The organism is Paenisporosarcina antarctica, assembly GCF_004367585.1.
GTDB classification, from domain to species: Bacteria; Bacillota; Bacilli; order Bacillales_A; family Planococcaceae; genus Paenisporosarcina; species Paenisporosarcina antarctica.
In genome coordinates, this window is record NZ_CP038015.1 from 2,408,604 (window position 1) to 2,433,373 (window position 24,770).

The following is a 24,770-nucleotide window of genomic DNA, read 5'->3' on the forward strand; positions in this document are numbered from 1 at the left end:
GTTATTTCACAATTATAACTAATCTTTACTTCCATTAATTTGATATTATTGTAGTCTACCTATACCTATTATTTTACTTTAGAATATAAAGTGAATATTTTAATATATTTACTTAAATAATTGACAAGTTTTCATCGGTTCCCCAATTTTTCGCAAACCCCAGGTCATTTCCAAGTAAATATCACATAAAAGAGCCAAGTGTTCTCCAGATACCTCAGCCATTTCAAGCGCTATAACACTTTCGTAAACTACGGCCATCCGCTGAGTCATAGCTTTGGCTTCAAACTTCTGCATGTCTTCTTCTAAAGAAGCAAATATATTTAGGTCAATTTGTAATTCATCCAACACTTTTGCAACTATTGGTTTTAAAGAACTCTTTGATATTTTTTCGATTCGTAATTTCATTGTTGATATAAATAACGTATGTGCATTGAATTTTCTTACTAATCTTACAAACTCTAAACCTAATATGTTTGCAGTACCTTCCCACACTGTTAAAACTTGCGCGTCTCTTAGCAATCGTGGAGTCACAAAATCTTCGATGTAACCATTTCCTCCATGCATTTCAATAGCTTCATGGGAAAAATGTATTGCTTGTTCAGCTGATTCTTTTTTCATGATCGCAATAAATAATCGGTTCAATATTAGTTCTTCTTCACTTACTTCTTTGGTAGCCACACGGTCATATAACGTAATTAAATCAAAGACAGTTGCAAGTTCAACTTCCATTTTTGCAGTTAATTTTCCTAACGTATCTTGCACCATTGGAAAAGCTATAAGTTTATGACCGAATGCATCTCTTTGATGTGCATAATCGGAAGCCTCATTTAAAGCACGTCTCATAATTCCAAGAGATGCAACGGCATTACAAATGCGTGATAAATTTAGCGCTTCCATCATATATTTTAATCCATTCGCTTTGTCCCCAACGACATATGCAATGGCCCCTTCGAACTCTATTTCTCCACTAGGTACTGCCCGAACACCTAACTTATCTTTCAATCTACGAATAGAAACCCCGTTTAAAGAACCATCTTCACGACGCCAAGGCACTGCAAAAAGTGTCAACCCTCTTGAACCTTCTGGGGCACCTTCAATTCTGGCAAGTACCATTGCTACACCAGCCATTCCCACATTCGAAGCAAAGTATTTCTCACCAAATAATTTAAAATGCTCTCCATCACTTACAGCTTTCACAACGTTTGCGCCAACATCAGAGCCACCTTGACGCTCAGTGAGGAATGTAGCACCTTCAAACAAGTCATCGTCTCCAGTTGCGGTAACATGCGGCAAAAACCGTGATTTTAACTCATCATTTGCATATTGTTCCAGTAAAAAAGCCGTCGCCATCGTTAACGTTACCGGACAATAAAACCCCGCTTCGGATTGAGACAATACATAACCTTGAGCAAAACTGTACAAGTAGTTCCCCTTACGACCCACTTCAGGAATTTCTTTATGTACATAGCCAACAATCCCAGTTTCATACGTTTCCTTCACCGTTTTTTTATATCCTTCATTGACCCATACTTCTGAAACGTTTTCCCCATAGCGATCAAATTTCACTAAACGCGGTTCACCTTCACGATCCGTATGTCTCGCACGCTCATCAATTTCATTTGCCACAACTGCACCAAAGTTTGTTAGTGATTTATGGGCATATGAAAACATATCAGGTTGTAGCCCATTTCGTAAAATCTCATGAAGCGTTGTATCTGTCGTGTAAAAATTACGTGGATTCATTTACTCCCCTCTCTCTCTCAGCGGTTGTTTTAAAATCTTTCCTGATGCATTTCGTGGAAGAGCATCGACTTGCTCGAACAATTTTGGCACTTTATAAGAAGATAACTTTTCTTGTGCAAATGCTGTCAAATCCGAAATAGACACTTCTCTCGTACCTGAAAAGTATGCTTTTACCGTCTCTCCCCATACAGGGTGTGGTATGCCAACCACAGCAACTTCATTCACAGCTGTATGCGATAGCAAGACATCCTCAATTTCTTTCGGGTACACATTAACACCACCAGAAATAATTAAGTCTTTCTTTCTATCAACTATAAAAATGTAGCCATCTTCATCAAATCTTGCTAAATCTCCAGTTTTTAACCAACTTCCATCAAACGTAGCCAAAGTTGCCTCTTCATTTTTGTAATATCCAAGCATCGTACCTTCACCTTGCAAATAAATTTCCCCGACTTCTCCAATTGCCACATCATCTCCATTACCGTTAACGATACGAAGTTCAGTAAACAGAGCAGCCCTTTTTCCAATACTCCCTGCCTTTTTTGCGTGTTCGTTTCCTAGTAACAACGATCCACTAGGACCAGCTTCCGTTAACCCGTATACACAGACGAAATTTTCAGTATGAAAAGAACTCTGAAGAAATTCAACTTCGCCTTTTGAAAGTGGTGCTCCTCCATAGACCCACCACTTCATCGATGACAAATCTGTTTGTGCAATAGCTGGTTCTTTTGCCGTTAACATATAGGCAACAGGCGCACCAAAGAAATGAGTCGTACGCTCTAATTCAACCGTTTTTAATAGTAATTCTGGCGTGAATGTTGGAGTTAGGACATGCGTCGCTCCGACAATCATCCCTGCGAGCAAGAATAAATGAAGAGGTGCTGAATGACTTAGTGGCATCATAACCAACAAACGACTCTCAGGCTTTACTTCCAATTCAATACAAATCATTTGAGCAACTGTTAACACATTTCGATGGCTAAACAATACCCCTTTTGGTTGTCCCGTTGTTCCGGATGTATACAAAATGGTGGAAGGATCATCATCTTTTGATGTACATTGCAGCTTGAAACTCACCTTCATTTCAAGTAATTTTTCAAATGAATCCCATTTTCCAAATTGTTCTGACGTCTTTATCAACACTAGATTAGATTGTAACGGTTTCACCATAGCAAATAACAACTCATGCACAACCAACGCCTTCGCATCTGAATGATCTAAAATATACTCAATTTCAGATAATGTAGACTTCGCATTGATTGGAACAATTACACCACCTAAACGATGTACTGCAAAATATGTCACCACAAATTCAGGAACATTTGGCATAAAAAGAACCACTTTATCCCCAGCGGTAATCCCTTTTGACATCAAACCATGTGCCATACCCTCCACTTGTCGATCCAACTCTTCATAAGTCAATCGTTTTCCCATTCCTATGACCGCCTCTACAGTCGGAAATTTTCGTGCATTTCGCTCCAATATAACAGATAAATTCATTGTCAATTCCCCTTTATGTTTACTAGTTTTTTCGAAAACTGATGATGCAGCAATTCTATTTCTGACTTCATCTCTTGTAAATCGTGAATCTTAACATCAATTTCAGCCAACCGTTTATTTCCGTATTCAATAGTTCGCTCTAGCTGTCTTACACCCGTTCGATCTTGATCAAATAACAATACCATTTCTTTGATTTCCTCCAAATTAAATCCATATTGCTTGCCACGAACAATTAACTTTATCTTTGCACAATCAGATGGTCTAAAGACACGAATATTGCTTTCTGTTCGCTTAGGGATTAACAAACCAAGCTCCTCATAATAACGAATCGTTCTAGTAGTCACCCCAAACTCTCTCGCCACATCGGCAATACTCTTCACACTAACTCCTCCTCAACTCGCATATTTTAATTTATTTTATCATTTACGTTAACGTTAACTGCAAACTAATATTTGAATTAATTGAAAAATTATCTGCTCTTTCTATAGAAGAAGAAGCGTTGTTAAAAAACACTTTATTTGGAAATGGGATTTAAGATATTTAAATCCGTTTGTTGTCTAGGATATGTCCTTTTCGTGTGATGATAAGTGATGAGAAAAGAAGTGAGATTGCGACTAGATTAATTGTTGGATCAGCTATTGGGACAGGGCAGCAATCGTACCACTCGTCTTTTATGCAGCACCATACCTTGCTCGACTCGTCGAAAATTCACTACTGGAAGTCGGATAAAGAAATTATTGAAGTCTCTCAATCTATCGGTGCAACAGTTCCTCAAATCAACTTCAAATTTTTTATTACCAGAAGAATTAAGCTCACTAATTCTAGCCTTCCGTACATAGGATTACATCGTAGGCATTGAAAAATACCAATATTCGGATATAATACTTGTGACATTTAACGATTACGTTCAATTCCAACATTCGTCTCACTAGAAGAACTATTAAACTACAAAGACTTTTGGAAATAATCAAAGCGTCTATAACGGACACTTTATTTGTTATTAGTACAAACATCTCTATAGAAAAAAGGCGACCGAAAATACCATTTCGATTGCCTTTTTACATACTTTAAAACCATATTTGGATTTTGGCTACATCCTTCGTTACAAATTCCAGTATTTCTCTATTCCAACTTGTGCACAATTTTTCCGACTTAGCATTAGCTCACGATAAAAATCAAGAATACACTCAATATTTCCCAAACAATTTAGTCTGGGTACAACTAAAATGGAAAGTATATGCTATTTATTATAATAATTACATAAATTAAAAGTTTTTTTAAAAACATTTTGTCTTTATCCAGAATAAGACAGGTGAATTCCCTCCTTTTGGACTATAATTATAGTAGATATTTTTATAGGAATTTGGTGAATCTTGCAGTTTATCGTCTAATACACTCGAAATTACATAAAAAAATAAGTATAGAGAGGTGATACAGTTGCCAACTAACATTGACTCATACCAAGAAAATTTAAGACTTATTGAAGAATCAAACCAAAGATGTAGATCATTAGGATTAGACCCAACAATTGTTCCAGAATCTATTCAAATTAGCCAAGAGCAACTGCAACATATTCAACGAGAAACTCTTGAAACATTAAAAGTTGTTGAATTTTTTATTCCTGAATTTTTAAATATGGTGAAAGGAACCCCCCTTCTAATCGTGGTGACCGATAATCAAGGCATTGTTACGTATATCGAAGGAGACAGTACGATTAAAGATGTCATTAAACAGTTTGGGTTTAGAACCGGCGTGCAATTTACAGAGAGTTACAATGGAACGAACTGTATTAGTCTAGCACTCGACCATAACAAACCAGTTGAAGTAATTGGGCCTCAACATTATCATGAATTTCTTAGTCAATCCGCTTGTTATTCTGTACCATTTAAAAATCATCGTACCGATGGAACATTTGGGACAGTTTCAATCATGACTGCTTTAAACTTCCAAGATCCATTGCTACTTTCATTACTTTCTATTGTTGGTAATAGTATTGAACGTGAAATCCAACTGCGAGAACAAAATAAAGACTTGAATGTATTAAACCAAATGGTAACTGAATCAGCGCAAACTGCCATGATTTTAACAGATCAAGTTGGACGCATAATGGAATTTAATCCATATGCTGAAAAATTGACTGGTTTAAAACGAAAAAACGTTCTCAATCAACCCGTTCAAGATTTAGCAATTATCGGTGATTGGATAAAAAAAATAATTCAAACAAAAGATAGATTCTCTGATTTAGAAGTTATATTCAATAATATCGATTCCTCAAAAGAAACCATTTGTTTGTTCGATGGTAGACCGATTTACAGTGAGAATAAACATTTTATTGGAACAGTAGGTAGCTTCCGTGACATCACAGAACGCTATGAAAACCAACTTCTTATGAAACATCACGCGCATCATGATGAACTAACCGGGCTTCCCAACAGACGCTATTTCCAAATGTATGTAAATAGTATTCTCGAATCATCACAATCACATGAAAATATGCTGGCAGTTTTCTTGCTAGACCTCGATCGCTTTAAGTTAATAAACGATACACTTGGTCACTCAAAAGGTGATACGTTACTTGTGGAAATTGCACAACGATTAAATGACTATTTACTTAATAAAGGCAAGCTATTTCGTATGGGAGGTGACGAATTTACAATTGTCTTAAGTGCGAGCCAAACATTCGATGACCTAAAAAATATTGCTGATGACATTATTGAAATTGTTCGTAAACCTTTTGTCATTCAAGGTCTTGAATTTCATATAAGCACGAGTATCGGCATCGCCATTTACCCGAATGACAGTTCAGATGTTACTACTCTTTTCTCACATGCTGATAATGCCATGTATCGCGCAAAAGAACGAGGTAAAAACGGCTATTGTTTCTACAATTCAGACATGAATGAAGAGTCGATGAAAAAGCTGACTCTTGAAACGGAGCTCGAATTAGCTATTAAAAACGATGACCTTGTGCTTCATTATCAACCACAAATCGATTTACAAACCAATCAAATTATTGGAATGGAAGCTTTACTACGGTGGAATCATCCGCAACTTGGTCTTATTCCACCATCAGATTTCATTCCCATTGCTGAAGAAATGGGTTTAATGGTCATTTTAGGTGAATGGGTCCTTTCTCAAGGTTGTAGGCAAATGAAAACTTGGCATGACCAAGGGTTGACATCACTTAAAATTTCCATCAATTTATCTCCACAAGAATTTTTAAAACAACGTCTCGTTGATAAAGTAAAACAAGTATTGCTGGATACTGGACTTACACCGAATTGCTTGGAACTTGAAATCACAGAATCCATGACAATGGATGTCATTCGCTCTACCTCAATTTTAGAAGAATTAAGTGAACTCGGAATACAAATTGCAATTGATGATTTTGGTAAAGGTTTCAGTTCACTAAACTATTTAAAGAATTTCCATATTCACCGCTTGAAAATCGACCGTAGCTTTATTCATGACATGATTAGTGGACCAAAAGACGCGAAAATTGTAGGCACAATCATTTCAATCGCTCACGCCCTTAATCTAAAAGTCATTGCGGAAGGTGTTGAAAATGAGGAACAACTTCTCTTTCTACGCAATTTAAATTGTGATGAAATTCAAGGGTTCTATTATAGTAAACCTTTACCTGCAATTGAAATTGAAAGAAAATATATACTAAATTCTTCTAGAGGTGTCATTCAACTATGAAAACAGTCGCTACACTACTTGTCCAACATTTACAGTCATTTCAAGTTACACACGCATTCGGAATCCCTGGTAAAGCAGTCGTTCCACTTCTCCTTGCGATGGAAAAGAGCAATCTTGAGTTCGTTTTAAGCAGACACGAATCTGGTGCTGGCTTTATGGCAGGTGGTTATTCACGACAAAACCATACACTCGGGGTTGCAATCGGCACTTCAGGACCAGGCGGCACAAACTTGCTGACAGCGGCTGGACAAGCAAAGGCCTTTCACTTACCCGTCCTTTTCATTACAGGTCATCCATCTGTCAAAGAATCGGGGCGCGCAATGGGTCAAGATTCTAGTATCTTTGGAACAGATCTGGTCAAAATGTTCGAACCCGTTACCCTATTTAGTGCGAGAGTCGAGCGTGGTGACCAATTTGAGATGTACTTTCAACATGCACTTGATCATGCATTAACCGGACGTAAGGGACCCGTTCATTTATCTATTCCTGCAGATGTACTCATGCAAGAAATTGAACCATTCACACTGTCTTTACCGAACCTAAAACTTCCCGTATCACCTTACATGAATGAAGTGAAATTCTTACTTGAACAAGCAAAAAAACCTCTCCTTTTCCTTGGGAAAGGTGTACATATTTCACGAGCTTATGATGAAGTAAAGAATCTATCGCTTCAATATAATCTGCCAGTCATCACAACACCTGGAGGAAAAGGCACGATTTGCAGTGATCATCCAGGTTACTTGGGACCATTTGGTTTAGGTGGAACGCAAGCCGCAAGTGACTATATGAATGATGGTGTCGATTTATTAATTGTCGTCGGAACTAAACTTACCGACATGACTTTACCTGGATTTACAAAAGCTATGTATCCAAAACAAGTCATTCAATTTGACATGGAATCTACGTTTGTAGGCAAATCAATACCAGTTCCAACCTTGTCGGTCATTGGAGACGCAAAAGTTAATATACAAGCGATTCTTGACCCTGCTTTCCTTGAAACCGCAGCAGCAACTATATTCGTTGAAAAAGATAAAATATACGTTCTTCCTCCAACTGATGAAAAACTGTCAGCCGTTACTGCAATTAACTTAATGCGCAAACACTTACCAGCAGAGACCATTCTGTTTGGCGACGATGGCAGTCATACTTTTTACGCAATCCAACATTTTGATATTGAACAACCAGGTACATTCTTTTCGGACGATATTTTTGGTACAATGGGTCATGCAATTGGATACGCAATTGGGGCAAAATTTGCAAACCCTCAGCAAGACATTGCCTGCTTAACAGGGGACGGTTGTATGATGATGCATGGTTCAGAAATTTCTGTTGCCGTATGCCATGACTTACAAATTCCATTTATCGTCTTCAATAATGGTCGTCTCGACATGGTTGATAAAGGAATGCGCTACAACTTGGGACGCTCAGTGGGTACAGTTTATGAAGCTCCTGCAAACTTGAGTCTATTTGGAGAATCACTTGGTGCAGCAGCATTCCGTTGCTTTACAGCACACCAAATCGAAGAAGCACTTGTCTTTGCAAAGACCTATAATGGACCAACTGTCATTGAAATAATGGTAGATCCTGAAGAAATTCCACCCACTTTAAAACGTGGCTAATTCACATACAGGATTATCAATAGATTAACTATGGTTTAGCATGCCAAGCACATGACATAACCTAAAGAATTACAGAGACTAGCGATGTGAATCTTTCACATCGCTTCCTTTCTATCAGGCAGGTAATCATCTTGCATTAACACCCAACCTCCCCTCTCTCCCGACTTTACGCGAAGAGTTGATATAGGATGCGAATTTCAGATAAACACTAATGAATTTAGATATACACAACTGAATACATACGAAATAAACCACCTTGAATTCTAGATATTCACACGCGTAATGAAGACCTTCCCTTTCCCTCTAACTTCGTGCAAGTTGACCAATAGTCTAGTTATCCTATAGGATTAATTATAGAAAAATAGGAGGACAATTATATGACTAAAGTTTATATACTTCATGAAAACAGTGAATGGACCGTCCATTTAACAAAAAGACTTGAAGAACTAAAGGTACCTTATGAAGAATGGCATCTCGATCAAGGTATAGTCAATCTTACTGAGGCTCCACCTGAAGGAATTTTCTACAATCGCATGAGTGCCTCTTCCCATACGCGAAATCATCGATACGCACCCGAACTCACTTCCGCCGTATTAGCGTGGCTTGAGCACCATGACCGTACCATTTTCAACGGTAGCAATGCTCTTAGACTCGAACTGAGCAAAGTTCTCCAGTACACTGCATTAGAAGCTTCAGGAATCAAGACTCCGAAAACCATTGCTGCTGTCGGCAAAGAACAAATTATTAAAGCTGCGCATGAATTAGGAGAAACCTCCTTTATTACCAAACACAACCGTGCCGGCAAAGGTCTTGGAGTTCAACTCTTTCACACAATTGAAAGCTTACGAACATATATTGAAGGTTCAACTTTTGAAGAACCTGTCGATGGAATCACTTTGATTCAACAGTATATCCAAGCACCACAACCCTACATTACACGTTGCGAATTCATTAATGGTAAATTCCAATATGCAGTAAAAGTCGACACTTCAGAAGGCTTTGAATTATGCCCTGCAGATGCTTGCCAAATTGACGACATGTTCTGTCCCGTTGGTGAAACGGAATCAAATTTAGAACAACCGAAATTTCAAATCATCGAAAACTTTAATGAAACCATCATTGAAAAGTATGAGCAATTCCTTAAACAAAACCAAATTAAAGTAGCCGGTATAGAATTCATTCGTGACTCAAATGGTGAATTCTACACGTACGACGTTAACACCAACACTAACTACAATGCCGATGCCGAAAAACTAGCCGGTAAATATGGTATGTTGCAACTAGCAATAGCCTTAAAAGCAGAACTTGAAAAAAACTACACCAAAGCCTAATTTGGTTAATTGACAGAAATAAATACCCCTTTAAGAAAATGCAGCGGCCTTGAATAAACGGTCGCTCTTTTGCTGTTGAATTCATTAACATGAATTTACATCTCCTGTAAGTACGTCACAGTTGTGCCCGGTACACCGTTTCACATATTTTTGTATGCTTCCCATAGGCATACCTAGGTTACTACTCATCAATTCGTGATAAACTAAAAACATCAGAACAGGAGTGATTACTAAATGCGCGTAGCTATTTTTGACTTTGACGGAACACTGTATCCACAAGAAACCTATAAACTGATGATGAATTATCTAAAGAAACATCCTATCCATTCAACTAAATATCAACCTTTTTATCGAGCTCTCATGAAGCCTTATCTTGCCTATAAAATGAAAATATACCCTGAAAACAAAATGAAAGCAAAATCGATGCAACTCTATTTAGATGCCTTAAAAGGTTTGCATCAACAAGAAATAGAAACATATTTTGAAGACATGTCAAAAGAAATGCGCAACGAACTTAACCAATCAGTTGTCGATCGCTTACAAAAGCATCTAATTGAAGGAGATCATGTCCTGCTCGTATCCGGTGCATTCACGCCTATGCTTAACGAAGTAACGCGTGACTTAGCAATTCATAACGTAATTGGGACAGAAATACCTATGAGTAATGGCATATTAGACACTAACAAAGCCATTTACCATATTCAAGGTGAACGCAAAAATGAAATGATTGAAAAAGCACTACAAGGACTAGATATCGACTGGAAAAACAGTTCAGCATATGGCGACAGTATTTCAGATATAACTGTACTTGAGCTCGTCGGCAACCCAGTAGCAGTCCGTCCCGAATCACGCCTAAGAGCAGTCGCAGAAAAAAGAAAATGGGAAATCCTCTGGTAGCACTTAAAGCTAAAAGAGTCTGGTAGCCCATCACCGGTGCTGGAAGAAGCGAATCGAAAGAGCTTGTTGGTCTGTTCAACTTGACACGACGAAAAGTGGAGAAGCCCATTTAATCCTCTAAACCATTTTTGGAGTCTGAAATGGAGCCTGAGAGCTGGATTACGGAGTTAGACATAAAGAAATGCGAGAGCGATAAGGACTTATGGTAAAATAAAATAAAAAAGGAAGTACTTATTATGAAACGCTTTAGCTTCATCATTCCCATCATGTTAATCGTCGCCATACTTGCAATGTGGATCTTAAATAAAAATCACTCACAAGTCCCCTTTGATACACGAATAATAATCGCAGCTGGCGGGTCTATTGTATCAGGTATCGTTGCATTCTTTTTACTCAGAAATGATGTTCATAAAATAGATTCAAAACCAATTGAACCCAACAAAAAGAAGCGTTAAATACTTAAGGACTTCTCTCGAGAGGTGCAAAACACGAAATCAAGTCCCAAACCTCAATTTAAAACGAAATGATTTTAGCATCGCTTTTAGCGGTGTTTTTTGTTATTTTATTACATAAATACAAAATATAGAAACCTGTGATACACTTAGTTTATCTAAGTTCACTAAATAATCATATTTCTTATTCAACTAACGGAAAACGATTATGTAAGAACGATTAGAAAAGAAAAATTATTACTTGGGGGTATGAAAACATGAAAAATTCAGGAATACTTTTAGTTGGAATGTCTTTATTAACATTAGCATTGGTAATTGTTTTATCAAGAGTTGCTGAAGCAATATTTGTAATTAGTAAAGTTGATATAGGGCACGTAACACCTATTTTCGTTTATGTTCTAATAGGTATCGTCTTTTTATTAGGACTAATTTCTATATTAAATAAACAGAAGTAAATTATCCGTTTAAAGAAACGGATAATTAGTTGAAGAAGTCATCTACAATCTTTCTCGATTAGATTATATTTGATTCAGTCGACTTATCAAGTTTCAATCATTAACCTGCCATACCCATTTCGATACCTTTCGATGACAATATAATTAATGAAATACAACAACATGATCGTTCTTCCAAACTTTAAAAATATCGTGACAATTTCAAGCATCTCTATTGATTTAAATGAAATTAAAAAAACACCTTATCACATACATGCGATAAAGTGTTTTTGAAATGTTCATCTATTTTTTAGCTGCTACCTGAGTTACTTTCGCCACACGTTTTGCACCCATATATTTTGAACCCCAATAGTACGGATCGTTAATTTTCGCTACTGAAACGCCTTTACTAGATGAAGAGTGTGCGAATTTCCCATTACCAATATAAATTCCTGCATGAGAAACGCCTCTACCTGAGGTATTGAAAAATACTACGTCACCAACTTTAAGATTTTTCTTCGCAACTGACTTGCCAGTTGCATACATACCACCAGTTGTTCTTGGCAATTTAACTCCAACTTTTTTATAAACATAACCAACAAATCCTGAACAATCGAAGCCTTTAGTTGAAGTACCGCCATAAACATATTTTGTTCCCATTACTTTATTTGCAACTGATGCAACTTGCGTAGATTTAACTCCATTTGCTGCATCTGCTAGATTAGCAAATGGTGCAATTACTAAAAATAAAGCAATTGTTAACATTGTTATGATTTTAAACAACTGAGATTGACGCTTCATAAGATAAATTCCTCCGGTTTGGGTAATAATTATAGTTATCTGTTAAATTAACTATTTTTATATTACCATGAATAAAATTTAAATTATTTTACAGTTATATTACAAGTTCATTACGAATTACGACAAAATAAAGACATGATGTAACAAGTTGTTATATTTCTAAGAAAATAGCATACCCCATAAATTTCTCGGAAATAGGTAGAAAAAATTCTTATGCAGTAGAGGATAAATTAACGAATTTTTTCAATCGTCTTTATACTAATTAACGATAAATTGTATGTACAACGTAATTATTAAAGAAGTGTCCATTGTTCTCTACTAAGAAAGCTACCTATGGCATTTGAAATTTAGATATACTCTATCGACTTTAGAAATCCACCAACGAATATAAGAAAATAACTTAACTAATAGTCTAGATACCTCTCTCCCCTTTTAACTGTTAAAATAGAGACAGTAATTAAAAACTAAAACTAAAGGAGAATTCCATGACAATTAAAGTAACTTACTCTGGTGATTATCAACAATTAATATCCCCAGAAATTGAAGCAAAACTAAACGTGATTCATAACAATATGCAGAATAAAACGGGTCTTGGCTCAGACTATTTAGGTTGGTATGATTGGGCAAGTCGTATGAACGAGACGTTCCTTCAAGAGATTCAACAGACGGCAGACCGTATTCGTCAAAATTCAGATGTACTTGTTGTCATCGGCATTGGTGGCTCTTATTTAGGTTCAAAGGCTGTCATCGAAGCATTAACTCCACATTTTCATACAAAACCTGAAATAGAAGTGATATACGCAGGACATCATGTTAGTGGAGAGTATTTAGCAAAACTCATGAAATATCTGAATGATAAAGAGGTAACAGTAAATGTAATTTCAAAATCTGGTACAACAACAGAGCCTGCTCTCGCGTTTCGGTTCCTACAAAAATATATGGAAGATCGCTATGGTGAAGAAGCTGTATCTCGTATCATTGTCACAACAGATGCTGAAAAAGGCTCATTACTAAGTTTGTCAAAAGAAAAAGGATACCAACGTTTTGAAGTTCCTGCTGACATCGGTGGACGCTATTCTGTATTAACAGCTGTCGGATTGCTGCCAATAGCTGTTGCTGGCCATTCCATTCGCGACTTAGTTAAGGGTGCATCTACTGCAGAAAAAACATTCAAAAAATTTGACATGAACTCAAACGTAGCTATTCAATATGCTGTAATTCGTAATCATTTATATAATCAAAACTATTCAATTGAAATTTTAGCTACATTTGAACCTAAATTAGCGTATTTGCAAGAATGGTGGAAGCAACTATTCGGAGAAAGTGAAGGAAAAGAACAAAAAGGTCTATTCCCAGCATCCGTTTCGTTTTCTACAGATTTACATTCTCTTGGACAATACATTCAAGATGGACAACGTATCCTGTTTGAATCATTCCTTATTATAGAAGAAACAGCCACTGACCTCTCTGTATTCACTGCAGAAAATAACGGAGATGAATTGAATTATTTAAGTGGTTTGACGTTAAATGAATTTAACTTAGCTTGTTATGAAGCGACTTCAAGTGCTCATTTATCTGGTGAAGTTCCACAAATAGGGCTTACCATTAAAGAACTTAATGAAGAAAATATTGGCTTCTTGTTGTATTTCTACATGGTCTCTTGTGCGTATAGTGCCTATCTATTGGAAATCAATCCCTTTGACCAACCAGGTGTAGAAGATTACAAAACAAATATCTTTAAAATTCTACAAAAGCCAGGATTTATTTAACCCCAAATGCTTAAAGAACCACTTTCAAATAGTACTTTTAACTGAAGTTTTAAAAGCGACTGCACACTACGGTGGCCACGGAAAAACTCGCGTTAAAAAATCCATTCGTAGGTGAGATTGAAAAAAAGGCGAGATTTCGTTCAATTCTGAACGAAATCTCGCCTTTACCTTGTGTTTTTTTATTTTGATTCCTTCATTTAGTTCATAATGAGTGAGATTCACCGCAAATATGGCTTATACAGTGCGATTAAAAAGAAAAGTCACCCAAAGCTCGGTAAATCAAGTTTGGGTGACTTTGATAAACTAAGTGTACTTTTTCAGTGCCATCCACAATAAGTGACAGTCGCTTTTTACGTACATCTCAATAGAAGTAACATCAGTTTCCTCTATGAGACCCCTCCTATCAAATTGCGATTCGGAGGGGTCTGTTACAAAATTACTTCATTTGATAAATTCTTGTTTCATATGGAGCAAGTTCTAAGTGCGTCTTAGCATCATGACTTACAATTTCTCGATTTGCTAGTAGCAATCTAGAATACTCAAAAGGCATATCTGAAAGATGTGAAACCTCTACCTTTTTTGTAGATAAATTCGACAAAACAATGACTTGATCGTCACCTAATGTGCGTGAATACGCATAAATTTCTGGATGGTAAGGAAGCAATAAATCATACGTACCATACGTAAAGACGTCATAAGATTTTTTCAATTGAATCATTTTTTTATAAAAATGATAAATCGAATGTTTATCCCTTAACTGATCTTCAACATTAATCTCTGCAAAGTTTGGATTGACGCCAATCCAAGGTAATTCACTGGAGAAGCCAGCATTTTTTTCAGACGACCACTGCATGGGTGTGCGTGCGTTATCTCGACTTGAAGCCCAAATAATGCCCATTATATCTTCGTGCGAGACACCTTCACTGCGCTTTGCCACATATAAATTTTTAGCAGCAATATCATTGTAATCTTCAATCGATGAAAATTTGACATTGGTCATTCCAATTTCTTGTCCTTGGTAAATGAACGGTGTACCTTGCATGAAGAAATACATGGAAGCCATTGCTGTAGCACTCTCATACCAATATTCTTTATCATTTCCCCATGTCGATACGGATCGAGCTTTGTCATGATTTTCGATAAATAATGCATTCCATCCCTTATTCTCAAGCCCTTTTTGCCAACGTGATAATACTTCTTTTAACGCGACAATATCGAGAGATGTTTTCTTTTCTGCATCCCACAAACCGAGATGTTCGAATTGGAAGACCATATTAAATGAACCATGCTCTTCACCGACCCACAGATCAATTTCATCTACCCCTACTCCATTAGCCTCGCCTACGGTCATAATGTCATATTTAGCAAATGTTTCTTTTTTTAACTCTTGTAAGAAAGGGTGAATTCCGTTGACATTCATATATTTATCCCATGCCAGTACAGTGGGTAATCCTTGTTCATTCGGCATATCTGAAAAGTTTTCATCTTTTTTTATATGACTGATTGCATCGACTCGGAAACCATCAATACCTTGATCTAGCCACCAATTAATCATGTCATAAAGCGCTGTTCGCACATCCGTATTTTCCCAGTTTAAATCCGGTTGTTTTTGAGAAAAAATGTGCAAATAGTATTGCTCGGTTAACTCATCATATTGCCAAGCTGGTCCACTAAAAATACTTTCCCAGTTGTTTGGTTCTTTGCCATTTTTGCCATCACGCCAAATGTACCAATCACGTTTCGGATTGTTCTTTGATGATTTTGATTCGATGAACCACTGATGCTCGTCACTTGTATGGTTAATAACCAAATCAATAATAAGCTTCATTCCACGGACATGTACTTCTTGTAGTAACTGCGTGAAATCTGCCATCGTGCCAAACTCATCCATAATATCTTGATAATTACTAATGTCATAGCCATTGTCATCATTTGGAGATTTGTACATCGGGCAAATCCATATGACATCAATCCCTAATTCTTTTAAATAATCTAATTTTGAAATGACGCCTTGTAAATCACCAATGCCGTCTCCATTAGAATCCATAAAGCTTCGGGGATACACTTGATAGACAATTGCCTCTTTCCACCAGTTTCGTTTCATGGCTCGACCTCTTTCATTTTTAAAAGTTAAACAAACACAAATTACGTGTCCATTTACATTTTCTTGACGTGATTGTCGTTCTAATAAATGTGATGGGTTAATTAAATTTTTTCCCCTAAATCTTAATAAGATTACCTAATATTATCTCGATTGTGGAAACGTTTGCACAAAAACACAATAAATATGTCATACATGATGAAAACGTTGAAATTAAGCCCTCTTAGCACTTAAATTAATCATTTTCATCATGAGCCCTCTCATATCACAAAAGTAAATTAATTTAACCATTATTCGAAATCAATTACTTAATTCGTAGTTCGCTATCACGATCAAAGAAATGTCCTCTTTCTAAATTAAACGATAGGTCAATTTCATTTCCTGGTTGAACGGGGTTACTAGAGTCTAAACGAGCAACAAAATCTTGACCTTCGATGCTAGAGTACACCATTAATTCAGCACCCGTAAGTTCAGATACATCTACTTTCAAGTTTAAAGTCTGGTGCCCATCTGAAACTTCATTGCTAATATGTTCCGGTCGAATACCTAAAATTAATTCTTTTCCATCATATCCTTGATCTTTTAAATACGCTAGATGTGATTCCGGAACCTTAAGTGAAGTATTCCCTATTACGAACATGCCATAAACTAATTTTCCTTTGAAGAAATTCATAGAAGGTGAACCTATAAAGCCTCCTACAAAAACGTTATCAGGTTTATCATATACTTCTTTGGGTGTGCCAATTTGTAGGACTAGTCCATCTTTCATTATGACAATTCGAGTAGCCATTGTCATTGCCTCAGTTTGATCATGAGTAACATAAATCGTTGTTGTGTTAAGACGTTGATGTAATTTTGCAATTTCAGCACGCATTTGTACACGTAACTTGGAATCAAGATTTGATAAAGGTTCATCCATTAAAAATAGTTTTGCATCTCGAACGATAGCTCTTCCAAGCGCTACACGTTGACGTTGACCGCCTGATAATGCTTTCGGTTTACGATCCAAGTAAGCTTCTAAACCTAATATTTCTGCAGCATTTTGTACGCGTTCTTTAATTTCTTCTTTCGGAAATTTACGCAATTTTAATCCAAACGCCATATTTTCATATACAGTCATATGCGGATATAATGCATAGTTTTGGAAAACCATTGCAATATCTCGTTCTTTTGGTGCCACATCGTTCATTCTCTTGCCATCAATATAAAAATCTCCGGAAGAAATATCTTCAAGACCTGCAATCATGCGTAATGTAGTAGACTTCCCACATCCTGAAGGGCCAACAAAAACAATAAATTCTTTGTCTTCAACTTCTAAATTGAAATTTGATACAGCTAAGACATTTTTATCATAAACTTTTGATATATTTTCTAATACTAGATTTGCCATTTTATCCACAACCTTTACTTATTTTTTGAATACGCCATCTTTTTCATCAGTTAGCACAAGTAAAGCTGCACCTAACATTCCTGCTTCATTGCCAAACTTCGCTTTTTTCACTTCTAACGGTTTTAACAATAAAGGTTCCAGTGCAGTCAATAAGAACGACCACCAGCTATCTGCTGACTCTGAAACACCACCACCAATAATCACACAATCCATATCTAGTACAGCCTGGAGTGAACTAATGACAATAGCCAAGTCATTCGTGAATTTTTTGGTAATTGCTAATGCATCGCTATGACCTTCAATTGCAAGTTCGAACATTCGGTTTGGTGTAATTAACTTATTATTCTCATCAACTATGTTCATCTCAGCAATAGATCTTCTTAGAGCAGTTCCAGAAACATATTGTTCACTACATCCCGGACGACCACAACTACATATATGACCACCTGGATACAAAATCATGTGCCCTACTTCACCTGCACCGCCATGTGTTCCGTTCATAATTTTCCCATCTATAACAAATCCGCCACCAAGTCCCGTACCAATCGTTAAACATACGGTACGACGATAACCTCTTGCTGACCCCAAACGAGCTTCTGCAAGTCCTGCACAGTTAGCATCATTGTTTACTTCAACGTAAAGCCCTGTTGCTTTTTCTAAAAGTGACTTTACTTCTGTTCCCTGCCAACCAGGTATTGTTCCACTTTCAAACGTAATGACGCCATTTTCTGCATCAACCATTCCTCTTGTGCCAATTCCAATTGCCTGGACGTGTGTATGCTCTTTTAAAAACTGAATAATCTTATTTTCTAAATACGAATAAAGAGGAGTTTCTGTAGGAATTTTATGATCTTCCACTACTTGTCCATTCGAATCGACAATACCCATTCGAATTTTCGTTCCCCCAATGTCAATTCCTAAAACTTTCATTAACGCTTAACCTCCATTTTGCTAAATTCTTTTAAACAATGAAGTTATCCTTTTATCATACATGATTTTAGAGATTCGTCTATATTTGATTTTTCGAAAAATTTACTTTTAATCAATTAATAAGTAATTTCCATAAGCTTAATAGTCTTTTCAAAGATTTGATTTTTTTCCTTTACACTGTATTATGGAGCGTATATTATCATGATTCCACATGTAATTAGACTTTATAGTGGTGTCAGACTTCGAACGAATTTAATTACACATCAACGGTCGTTATGTCCATTCTATCAATTATCCTCCATCTTTCAAAGTCAGAAAAAGACACCTCAGTGACAAATTTCGTCTCTGGGTGCTCTCTCGATATTTTCAGTTCTCATTAAATAAATCGATTGAAAAAAAACTGAGATGGAAGATTTACATTAAATCTGTTAGCGTTTCAAACTCTTTAATCGGATCATTTGATTCGTTATAAACTTTTTTAAAGTTCAATTGAAGTGTTGCAACAACTTCGATTAGCTCAGGATCAAACTGTGTTCCTTTTCCATCAAGTAATTGCTTAAACGCTTCTTCAAATGATATTTGACTACGATATGATCGATTGGAAGTCATCGCATCAAAAGCATCGACTATCGCTAAAATTCTGGCACATAGCGGAATATCTACACCTTTTCGTTTAGTGGGGTAGCCATTACCATCCCACCGTTCATGATGATAAAGAACTCCATCTTTAAGTTCTTGTAAACCTTCAATTTTTTCTACCATCCTTGCGCCTACCACTGGGTGTGTTTTAATGATGTTAAATTCTTCAGCAGATAATTTTCCGGACTTTGTAAGGATGGTTTCTGGGATATTAATCTTTCCAATATCATGCAGTAATCCACTTAATCTAAGCTTTCTAAGCTCTTTTTCGTCTTGATATTGCGGTAAATTCTTACCAACTTCGATCGCATATTTACTAACTCGTTCACTATGACCAAAGGTGTATAAATCCTTCGCTTCTATCGAAACAATAAAACTATTCACTACTTGTTCAATGGTCTTTTCCATTGACTTTGTAACGATATCAACTTGTTTTTTATAGATAATTTTAAAAGTATTTAAAAGAAAAAAACTAAAAGTCGCCAAAATAATATACATCAAAATACGATTCGATATATCAATACCATCTGCAACATATGTACTAATAGGAAATTGAACAGATAAAAGTGTAAGTAGTAGTCCTCCAATTACAGAGTAGTAGAGCAAAAGTTTGCGCTCACCATAAATACCTGCAAGTAGGGGCATGATTAAGAAAAAACTCCACGATTCTGTATATCCTGATCCAAAGTATAAACAAATAATTAAGCAAGCACAATAAATTAATAAGAGGAATTGCTGAATTATTGAATTAATTTTGACAAGATATGTTAAGACAAAAAGAGTAAGTAGAATACCTAAACAAATTAAAAGTATTACAATATTTGCTCGTGAATAAGGCATATCAAATAGTTCAAATAATATATTCCATACTGTGCTCATTAACAGAAAAACAGCAATAATTTTAACTAAGGTCTTTGTGATTTTTGAACGATGTTCATGAAAGTATTCATCTAAAAGTTGTTGTTCAAATTCTACCATTGTTCTGTACTCCCTATCTTTTTTATGAATATATATCAATTATATCATTTCTCACTTAAGTTGTAATAATATAGCTTTCCTTGTTTTATTTTGTAAAGAATATTGACAATTTATGATAAATTTTGTCTCTTCTTATATAGTTATAAGGTACAAACTATATAGTTAAAAGGAGATTATTTTTATGGAAACAGTTGAAAAGTATCATTATGGACTAGCAGTTGGTCAATTACGTGAGGAAGCTATCAAATTACATCGAGCACGCTATAGTGAAGTCGGCTTTCTCCAGGAAGATGAGCAAGATCCGTATGAGTTGAATTCTCTTTATATCATAGCTCAGAATCATAATGTAAATAAAACCGTTGGCGTTACAAGATTAATCTTTAAAGCATTGTTAGAATTACCTACAATAGAAAACTTTTCTATTTATGATTTAGAGTTAAAAAAGCTTCAAAAACTCGAAAAAAATTGTTTTGCTGAAGTCAGTGCATTCACTAAAATGCCGCAACATGAAGTTGGAATGGATATCATTCGAACCGTGTTTCAATACTCACTTCAGCATGCCATCACTCATTGGATTTGTTGTATTGACGAAAGAGTGTATAAATATTTAAATCGGGTGTTTGGCCCAGTATTTAAAGTGATTGGAGAACCACAAGTATATCTTGGTTCTGTCACAATTCCTTGTGTATTAGACATTCCAGCTGGAACACCAATTTTTAAGCAGACAAAACCCAAATTGTATGATTTTTTGTTTATTTATGAAAACCAAATCATGGAGGTGTCGAAATAATGATTAAAGAACAATTCAGTCGAAACCTTGGCATTATGTCAGAGAGTGAAATACAAAAGCTACATGACACAAAGATAGTTATAGCAGGCTGTGGTTGCATTGGTGGATTTTCCGCTGAATTATTAGCAAGAATGGGCGTAGGAAAATTAGTTTTAGCAGATCCTGATGTCTTTGATGTTTCAAATATTAATAGACAATGTGCTGCCAGCTTTAACACAGTTGGACAACTCAAGGTCGATGCATTAAGTGATCACTTATTGGCTATTAATCCAGAACTAGAAATCACTAGATTTACGAAAGGCGTGAATGAAGAAAATATGGATGAATTTCTCCAAGATGCTGATTATGTAATAGATGCAATTGATTACTTCTGTTTTCCAGATGCTATTGCCCTTCATCGAGCCGCTCGAAAGAAAGGATTATATATTATTACAGCTGTAGCATTAGGTTTTGGAGCTTCGGTATTAACTTTTGCACCTGATGGCATGGACATTGAAGAATATATTGGTCTTCCAAAAAATCTGACCATCGACCAAATAAAAGGAATCACTTTCCCTGCATCTCAATACGCAAGTTACTTACCTAGCTATGTAACTGAAGAAATGATTGAAGAATTTCTAACGAAAAAAACGATACCAACAATAAGTGTCGGACAAGCTTTAGGACCAGGTTCCTTAGTATCACACTTAGTATTGCACTTACTTGATCGAAAAAAACCGGTAATCGTTCCCGAGAAATTCCAAATTCAATTTGAATAATGGTTCTACTAATTTTTTTATTATGTCACTAAAATTTTGAGTAAATGAACATACAAAATCCAGCAACGCTAGCAGTTGCTGGATTTTGTATGTTCATTTTAAATTGCATGGGTACTATTTAGGATTCATTTAATTATTTTCACATCATTTAAAAAATTAATATTATTTTGACTCTCCCTAAATTAGCCTTATCCTTCAGCTTCAATAAAAATGCAATGACTAAATCATAATATTACATTGATAATTAATAGTAAAAAAAAGAATCTTAAAAAGCCTCTGCTTTAGATTCTCTTTTTAACATATTAAGTTGTTATATATTGGGTTTAAAAAATCTGTTATTCCACTAATTATTAACTTATATGCCTTGGTATTTATTAAGCAAAGTATCGAGTTCTTGACTGCATGTTACAACACTGGAATGTGTTCGACCAAAAAGATTGGCTCTCATATACATAATTCTCTTTTTTAACTTAATTTGAGTTAACAAGATATCTTGGTGCATATTTTTCATTAGCTCTCTATCCTCCATACTATATTAATAAGTCTTTACCCAATATCGAGATACAAGATACATCATATATGATTCTTGATGTAGTAATTTGTCACATTGTGAAAAAATACATAAGTTCATAAATTCGTCACATTTATGTTGAATTATATTTTTAAAGTTGTTTTTATTAAATAACTTCTTTATGAATATTTATTCGTTTTTCATATATTCTCTATACTCGTTTCATACACCTTATTTGGATTAACAACAAAAATTTTATATAAAAAATACGCTAATAAAATTCCTAATAAATCTACACCAACATCAAAAAGTCTGCCGTTTCGATTAAAATGCAGTTGAAGAACTTCCGTAAAGACTGCATAAACACTACATAGTATGATTGAAATTCCAAATCGTTTAATCGTGGTTAACACTAAAAAATAAAGCAAACCAAATGCAACAATATGACCTATTTTTTGAATTACATAAAACTCATTTGAAAAATGAATGTCACTTGTAATTAGCAAGTCACGATAGTTCGGTGTTAAGTTCATATTGAAGCTTACTAATTGATCATATAAAAAAGCATGTGCGTCTGAAGTACAGCCTGCCATTAAAATGAATATAGCCCAAATGATAAGTAAGTATGGTGCTAAAAACAATTAAATAGTCTCCTTTCTATTAATTCTCACATTCCCATTAAAACGTTTTTTTTGGGGAACTATAAAGTAGACCAATTAAATCTCCTAAGTGCTGTTGCCTAAAATATATAAAAAACCGACAGTTTTCACTGCCGGCTTTTGTTTTATGAGTTTTGATTACCTTTTAATTGTTGTTGGGCTTGCGCTACTAATCGCTTCGTAATTTCTCCGCCAACGGAACCGTTAGCACGCGATGTTGCGTTTTCGCCTAATTGCACACCAAATTCTTGTGCAATTTCATACTTCATTTGATCTAAAGCTTGTTTGGCACCTGGTACAGATATTTTATTACTTGAATTGTTGTTAGTCATTTCGCTCACCTCCTTGTTACATATAGAATGTCCGATTTTTCAAGAATCATGCGCGAAACTAAATTATTGATTTTAGAGTTAATTAAATTAAATCATAATTGTTTCATATCTAATTAAGGACCTGTGACAAAAAACAGAGCAGGGTGAGAATGTTATCAACCAAAGCCTCGTTATCTGTCACGCCTTCAGCACAAAAAAATTGCACACAACTCGATTTATTTATAAACACAACAGAATATGTTGTAATTAATTTCGATTTCCAGAAAATAAAAACCTTCTGTAAATAACAGAAGGTTTTCTCTCACATTTTATTTTAAAACTACATGTTACATTCTTCTTTTTCGAACAACTATTTCCCCGGTGACGACTTTTTCATTAATCACTTTTACTCGCTCCTCAATAATTGGTACACGAATTAACTCTTCATCATCGGACTCAATTGGAGGTGTAGGACTGTCAAAATAAATGTGTTCTACATATATTTCATCTTTCGTTACACTTGTACTCTTCCCTTGTTCTTTTTCATTCTCATCATAATAAACTTGCACGTCTTCAGGTTGAATATGTTCTAGTGAAGTATATAACTCTTCATTAATTAATTTCTCCGTATGTTCATCTAATGCTTGATCTTGCATCGTCACTTGAGTTGGAACGTATTCATTGTTCTCATAATACTGCATGGATTGTTCTTCGTTTGAAAAATCAGCAATATCTGTATCATCGGTATAAGGTTGACGTGGTACATCTGCAGTAGCAAGTACCATTAAATCTCCTTGCTCTATCTTCCGTACATAAGTTCCAACTTCATCTTCCTTGATTCCAGCAGACTTTAATACAGCTGCCACTCCTGAATGTTTCGTATCAAAATCTAACGCATAGAAAACTCGACCAAATAATCCAGTGCTTTTCGGCTCCAGTTCACCATTCTCAGGAACCTCTTCTAATTGAACGCCAGTATCCCTTACAATCGCTGAAACACTCGCAGGATCCTTCGCTAATATAAAAATTGTATTCTTATCATGCCCTAATTTTTTTAACTTATCAATCTCTAACATCGCTGCTTCTTTGCTATTATAAACTCCAACAACTCGTTTACTCATCTTGAATCCCCCTTTTTTCCTTCAATTAATCCTTAATCCATTTATACCCTTCATCAGCCAAATACTAAACAACCCCTATGTTAAGAAATTCATCGAAGGTCTGAGATTGATCAGTGCAACGCCTTTTTTGCTAAAAAATAATTAACATTATATTTCTATTAGTATCTCGTTTGAAGAAGCAATTCAGACGTTTCCATGCACAGCTCTTCAAATTACCCCCTACATAGACAAGATAACCCCTTTACAGTATCTTGATAAAACCTTAACAAAAATGGTATAATCATTTACAAAGTGTTTACATCTATTAATGGAAATCAAAAGAATAAGAGGTGAA

The 24,770-nt window shown here is 35.6% G+C and carries 21 protein-coding genes and 1 pseudogene; 10 read left to right on the forward strand and 12 right to left on the reverse strand.

What is annotated here, in order from left to right:
• Positions 1–108: 108 nt before the first annotated feature.
• From E2636_RS11915 to E2636_RS11925, 3 genes are read right to left on the reverse strand one after another with little or no spacing between them, the layout of a single operon-like run.
• On the reverse strand, positions 109–1,743 hold the full coding sequence (locus tag E2636_RS11915; RefSeq protein ID WP_134210382.1) for an acyl-CoA dehydrogenase family protein: 1,635 nt from the start codon (positions 1,741–1,743) through the stop codon (positions 109–111).
• Complete coding sequence (locus tag E2636_RS11920) at positions 1,744–3,243, reverse strand: class I adenylate-forming enzyme family protein (protein ID WP_134210383.1); 1,500 nt, start codon at positions 3,241–3,243, stop codon at positions 1,744–1,746. It lies immediately after the preceding gene.
• 2 nt (positions 3,244–3,245) lie between these two features.
• A complete protein-coding gene (locus tag E2636_RS11925; protein WP_134210384.1) occupies positions 3,246–3,623 on the reverse strand; it encodes a MerR family transcriptional regulator in 378 nt (125 codons plus the stop codon).
• A gap of 233 nt (positions 3,624–3,856) precedes the next feature.
• Here E2636_RS11925 and E2636_RS19380 point away from each other — a divergent pair.
• The 7 genes and pseudogenes from E2636_RS19380 to E2636_RS11960 all read left to right on the forward strand — a co-directional run.
• Positions 3,857–4,070: pseudogene (locus tag E2636_RS19380) on the forward strand (methionine ABC transporter permease); the annotation flags it as partial.
• A 601-nt stretch (positions 4,071–4,671) separates the two neighbouring features.
• Positions 4,672–6,945, forward strand: a complete 2,274-nt coding sequence (locus E2636_RS11935) for an EAL domain-containing protein (protein ID WP_243840626.1) — start codon at positions 4,672–4,674, stop codon at positions 6,943–6,945.
• Complete coding sequence (locus E2636_RS11940) at positions 6,942–8,564, forward strand: thiamine pyrophosphate-binding protein (protein WP_134210386.1); 1,623 nt, start codon at positions 6,942–6,944, stop codon at positions 8,562–8,564. The genes E2636_RS11935 and E2636_RS11940 overlap by 4 nt, the downstream gene beginning before the upstream one ends.
• A gap of 377 nt (positions 8,565–8,941) precedes the next feature.
• The gene (locus tag E2636_RS11945) at positions 8,942–9,895 is read left to right on the forward strand and encodes an ATP-grasp domain-containing protein (RefSeq protein ID WP_134210387.1); all 954 of its coding nucleotides are present in this window, start codon (positions 8,942–8,944) and stop codon (positions 9,893–9,895) included.
• A gap of 234 nt (positions 9,896–10,129) precedes the next feature.
• Positions 10,130–10,792 (forward strand): HAD family hydrolase, encoded by a 663-nt coding sequence (locus E2636_RS11950; RefSeq protein WP_134210388.1) that lies wholly within the window; start codon positions 10,130–10,132, stop codon positions 10,790–10,792.
• A 236-nt stretch (positions 10,793–11,028) separates the two neighbouring features.
• Positions 11,029–11,247, forward strand: a complete 219-nt coding sequence (locus E2636_RS11955) for a hypothetical protein (RefSeq protein WP_134210389.1) — start codon at positions 11,029–11,031, stop codon at positions 11,245–11,247.
• A 284-nt stretch (positions 11,248–11,531) separates the two neighbouring features.
• On the forward strand, positions 11,532–11,699 hold the full coding sequence (locus tag E2636_RS11960) for a hypothetical protein (RefSeq protein ID WP_243840627.1): 168 nt from the start codon (positions 11,532–11,534) through the stop codon (positions 11,697–11,699).
• A gap of 282 nt (positions 11,700–11,981) precedes the next feature.
• Here the strand turns inward: E2636_RS11960 and E2636_RS11965 are convergent, their stop codons facing one another.
• A complete protein-coding gene (locus E2636_RS11965) occupies positions 11,982–12,479 on the reverse strand; it encodes a C40 family peptidase (protein WP_134210391.1) in 498 nt (165 codons plus the stop codon).
• A gap of 485 nt (positions 12,480–12,964) precedes the next feature.
• On the opposite strand from E2636_RS11965, the gene E2636_RS11970 reads away from it, so the two are divergent.
• A complete protein-coding gene (locus E2636_RS11970) occupies positions 12,965–14,248 on the forward strand; it encodes a glucose-6-phosphate isomerase (protein WP_134210392.1) in 1,284 nt (427 codons plus the stop codon).
• A 436-nt stretch (positions 14,249–14,684) separates the two neighbouring features.
• On the opposite strand, the gene E2636_RS11975 is transcribed toward E2636_RS11970, so the two are convergent.
• The 4 genes from E2636_RS11975 to E2636_RS11990 form a co-directional block, all read right to left on the reverse strand.
• Positions 14,685–16,352: a glycoside hydrolase family 13 protein gene (locus E2636_RS11975; protein WP_134210393.1), complete on the reverse strand. Its 1,668-nt coding sequence runs from the start codon at positions 16,350–16,352 to the stop codon at positions 14,685–14,687.
• Positions 16,353–16,653: 301 nt separating this feature from the next.
• Positions 16,654–17,739: an ABC transporter ATP-binding protein gene (locus E2636_RS11980; protein WP_134210394.1), complete on the reverse strand. Its 1,086-nt coding sequence runs from the start codon at positions 17,737–17,739 to the stop codon at positions 16,654–16,656.
• A gap of 18 nt (positions 17,740–17,757) precedes the next feature.
• On the reverse strand, positions 17,758–18,669 hold the full coding sequence (locus tag E2636_RS11985; protein WP_134210395.1) for an ROK family protein: 912 nt from the start codon (positions 18,667–18,669) through the stop codon (positions 17,758–17,760).
• Positions 18,670–19,083: 414 nt separating this feature from the next.
• On the reverse strand, positions 19,084–20,286 hold the full coding sequence (locus E2636_RS11990) for an HD-GYP domain-containing protein (protein WP_134210396.1): 1,203 nt from the start codon (positions 20,284–20,286) through the stop codon (positions 19,084–19,086).
• A 181-nt stretch (positions 20,287–20,467) separates the two neighbouring features.
• On the opposite strand from E2636_RS11990, the gene E2636_RS11995 reads away from it, so the two are divergent.
• Positions 20,468–21,076, forward strand: a complete 609-nt coding sequence (locus E2636_RS11995; RefSeq protein WP_134210397.1) for an N-acyl amino acid synthase FeeM domain-containing protein — start codon at positions 20,468–20,470, stop codon at positions 21,074–21,076.
• Positions 21,076–21,834, forward strand: a complete 759-nt coding sequence (locus tag E2636_RS12000; RefSeq protein ID WP_134210398.1) for a ThiF family adenylyltransferase — start codon at positions 21,076–21,078, stop codon at positions 21,832–21,834. Before E2636_RS11995 ends, E2636_RS12000 begins: the two co-directional genes overlap by 1 nt.
• Before the next feature lie 355 nt (positions 21,835–22,189).
• Here the strand turns inward: E2636_RS12000 and E2636_RS12005 are convergent, their stop codons facing one another.
• From E2636_RS12005 to E2636_RS12020, 4 genes are all read right to left on the reverse strand, one after another.
• Positions 22,190–22,363 (reverse strand): aspartyl-phosphate phosphatase Spo0E family protein, encoded by a 174-nt coding sequence (locus tag E2636_RS12005; RefSeq protein WP_322789568.1) that lies wholly within the window; start codon positions 22,361–22,363, stop codon positions 22,190–22,192.
• Between the two features lie 182 nt (positions 22,364–22,545).
• Positions 22,546–22,986 (reverse strand): VanZ family protein, encoded by a 441-nt coding sequence (locus E2636_RS12010; protein WP_134210399.1) that lies wholly within the window; start codon positions 22,984–22,986, stop codon positions 22,546–22,548.
• A 143-nt stretch (positions 22,987–23,129) separates the two neighbouring features.
• Positions 23,130–23,336, reverse strand: coding sequence for an alpha/beta-type small acid-soluble spore protein (locus tag E2636_RS12015; protein WP_134210400.1), 207 nt, complete (start codon positions 23,334–23,336; stop codon positions 23,130–23,132).
• Positions 23,337–23,662: 326 nt separating this feature from the next.
• Positions 23,663–24,436: a general stress protein gene (locus E2636_RS12020; RefSeq protein ID WP_134210401.1), complete on the reverse strand. Its 774-nt coding sequence runs from the start codon at positions 24,434–24,436 to the stop codon at positions 23,663–23,665.
• Between the last annotated feature and the right edge of the window lie 334 nt (positions 24,437–24,770).

Bases quoted from the DNA above. Each gene is read 5' to 3' on its own strand.
- E2636_RS11915 (WP_134210382.1), bottom strand. From the start codon at position 1,743: ATGAATCCACGTAATTTTTACACGACAGATACAACGCTTCATGAGATT.
- E2636_RS11920 (WP_134210383.1), bottom strand. From the start codon at position 3,243: ATGAATTTATCTGTTATATTGGAGCGAAATGCACGAAAATTTCCGACT.
- E2636_RS11940 (WP_134210386.1), top strand. From the start codon at position 6,942: ATGAAAACAGTCGCTACACTACTTGTCCAACATTTACAGTCATTTCAA.
- E2636_RS11945 (WP_134210387.1), top strand. From the start codon at position 8,942: ATGACTAAAGTTTATATACTTCATGAAAACAGTGAATGGACCGTCCAT.
- E2636_RS11950 (WP_134210388.1), top strand. From the start codon at position 10,130: ATGCGCGTAGCTATTTTTGACTTTGACGGAACACTGTATCCACAAGAA.
- E2636_RS11955 (WP_134210389.1), top strand. From the start codon at position 11,029: ATGAAACGCTTTAGCTTCATCATTCCCATCATGTTAATCGTCGCCATA.
- E2636_RS11960 (WP_243840627.1), top strand. From the start codon at position 11,532: ATGTCTTTATTAACATTAGCATTGGTAATTGTTTTATCAAGAGTTGCT.
- E2636_RS11965 (WP_134210391.1), bottom strand. From the start codon at position 12,479: ATGAAGCGTCAATCTCAGTTGTTTAAAATCATAACAATGTTAACAATT.
- E2636_RS11970 (WP_134210392.1), top strand. From the start codon at position 12,965: ATGACAATTAAAGTAACTTACTCTGGTGATTATCAACAATTAATATCC.
- E2636_RS11975 (WP_134210393.1), bottom strand. From the start codon at position 16,352: ATGAAACGAAACTGGTGGAAAGAGGCAATTGTCTATCAAGTGTATCCC.
- E2636_RS11980 (WP_134210394.1), bottom strand. From the start codon at position 17,739: ATGGCAAATCTAGTATTAGAAAATATATCAAAAGTTTATGATAAAAAT.
- E2636_RS11985 (WP_134210395.1), bottom strand. From the start codon at position 18,669: ATGAAAGTTTTAGGAATTGACATTGGGGGAACGAAAATTCGAATGGGT.
- E2636_RS11990 (WP_134210396.1), bottom strand. From the start codon at position 20,286: ATGGTAGAATTTGAACAACAACTTTTAGATGAATACTTTCATGAACAT.
- E2636_RS11995 (WP_134210397.1), top strand. From the start codon at position 20,468: ATGGAAACAGTTGAAAAGTATCATTATGGACTAGCAGTTGGTCAATTA.
- E2636_RS12000 (WP_134210398.1), top strand. From the start codon at position 21,076: ATGATTAAAGAACAATTCAGTCGAAACCTTGGCATTATGTCAGAGAGT.
- E2636_RS12005 (WP_322789568.1), bottom strand. From the start codon at position 22,363: ATGGAGGATAGAGAGCTAATGAAAAATATGCACCAAGATATCTTGTTA.
- E2636_RS12015 (WP_134210400.1), bottom strand. From the start codon at position 23,336: ATGACTAACAACAATTCAAGTAATAAAATATCTGTACCAGGTGCCAAA.
- E2636_RS12020 (WP_134210401.1), bottom strand. From the start codon at position 24,436: ATGAGTAAACGAGTTGTTGGAGTTTATAATAGCAAAGAAGCAGCGATG.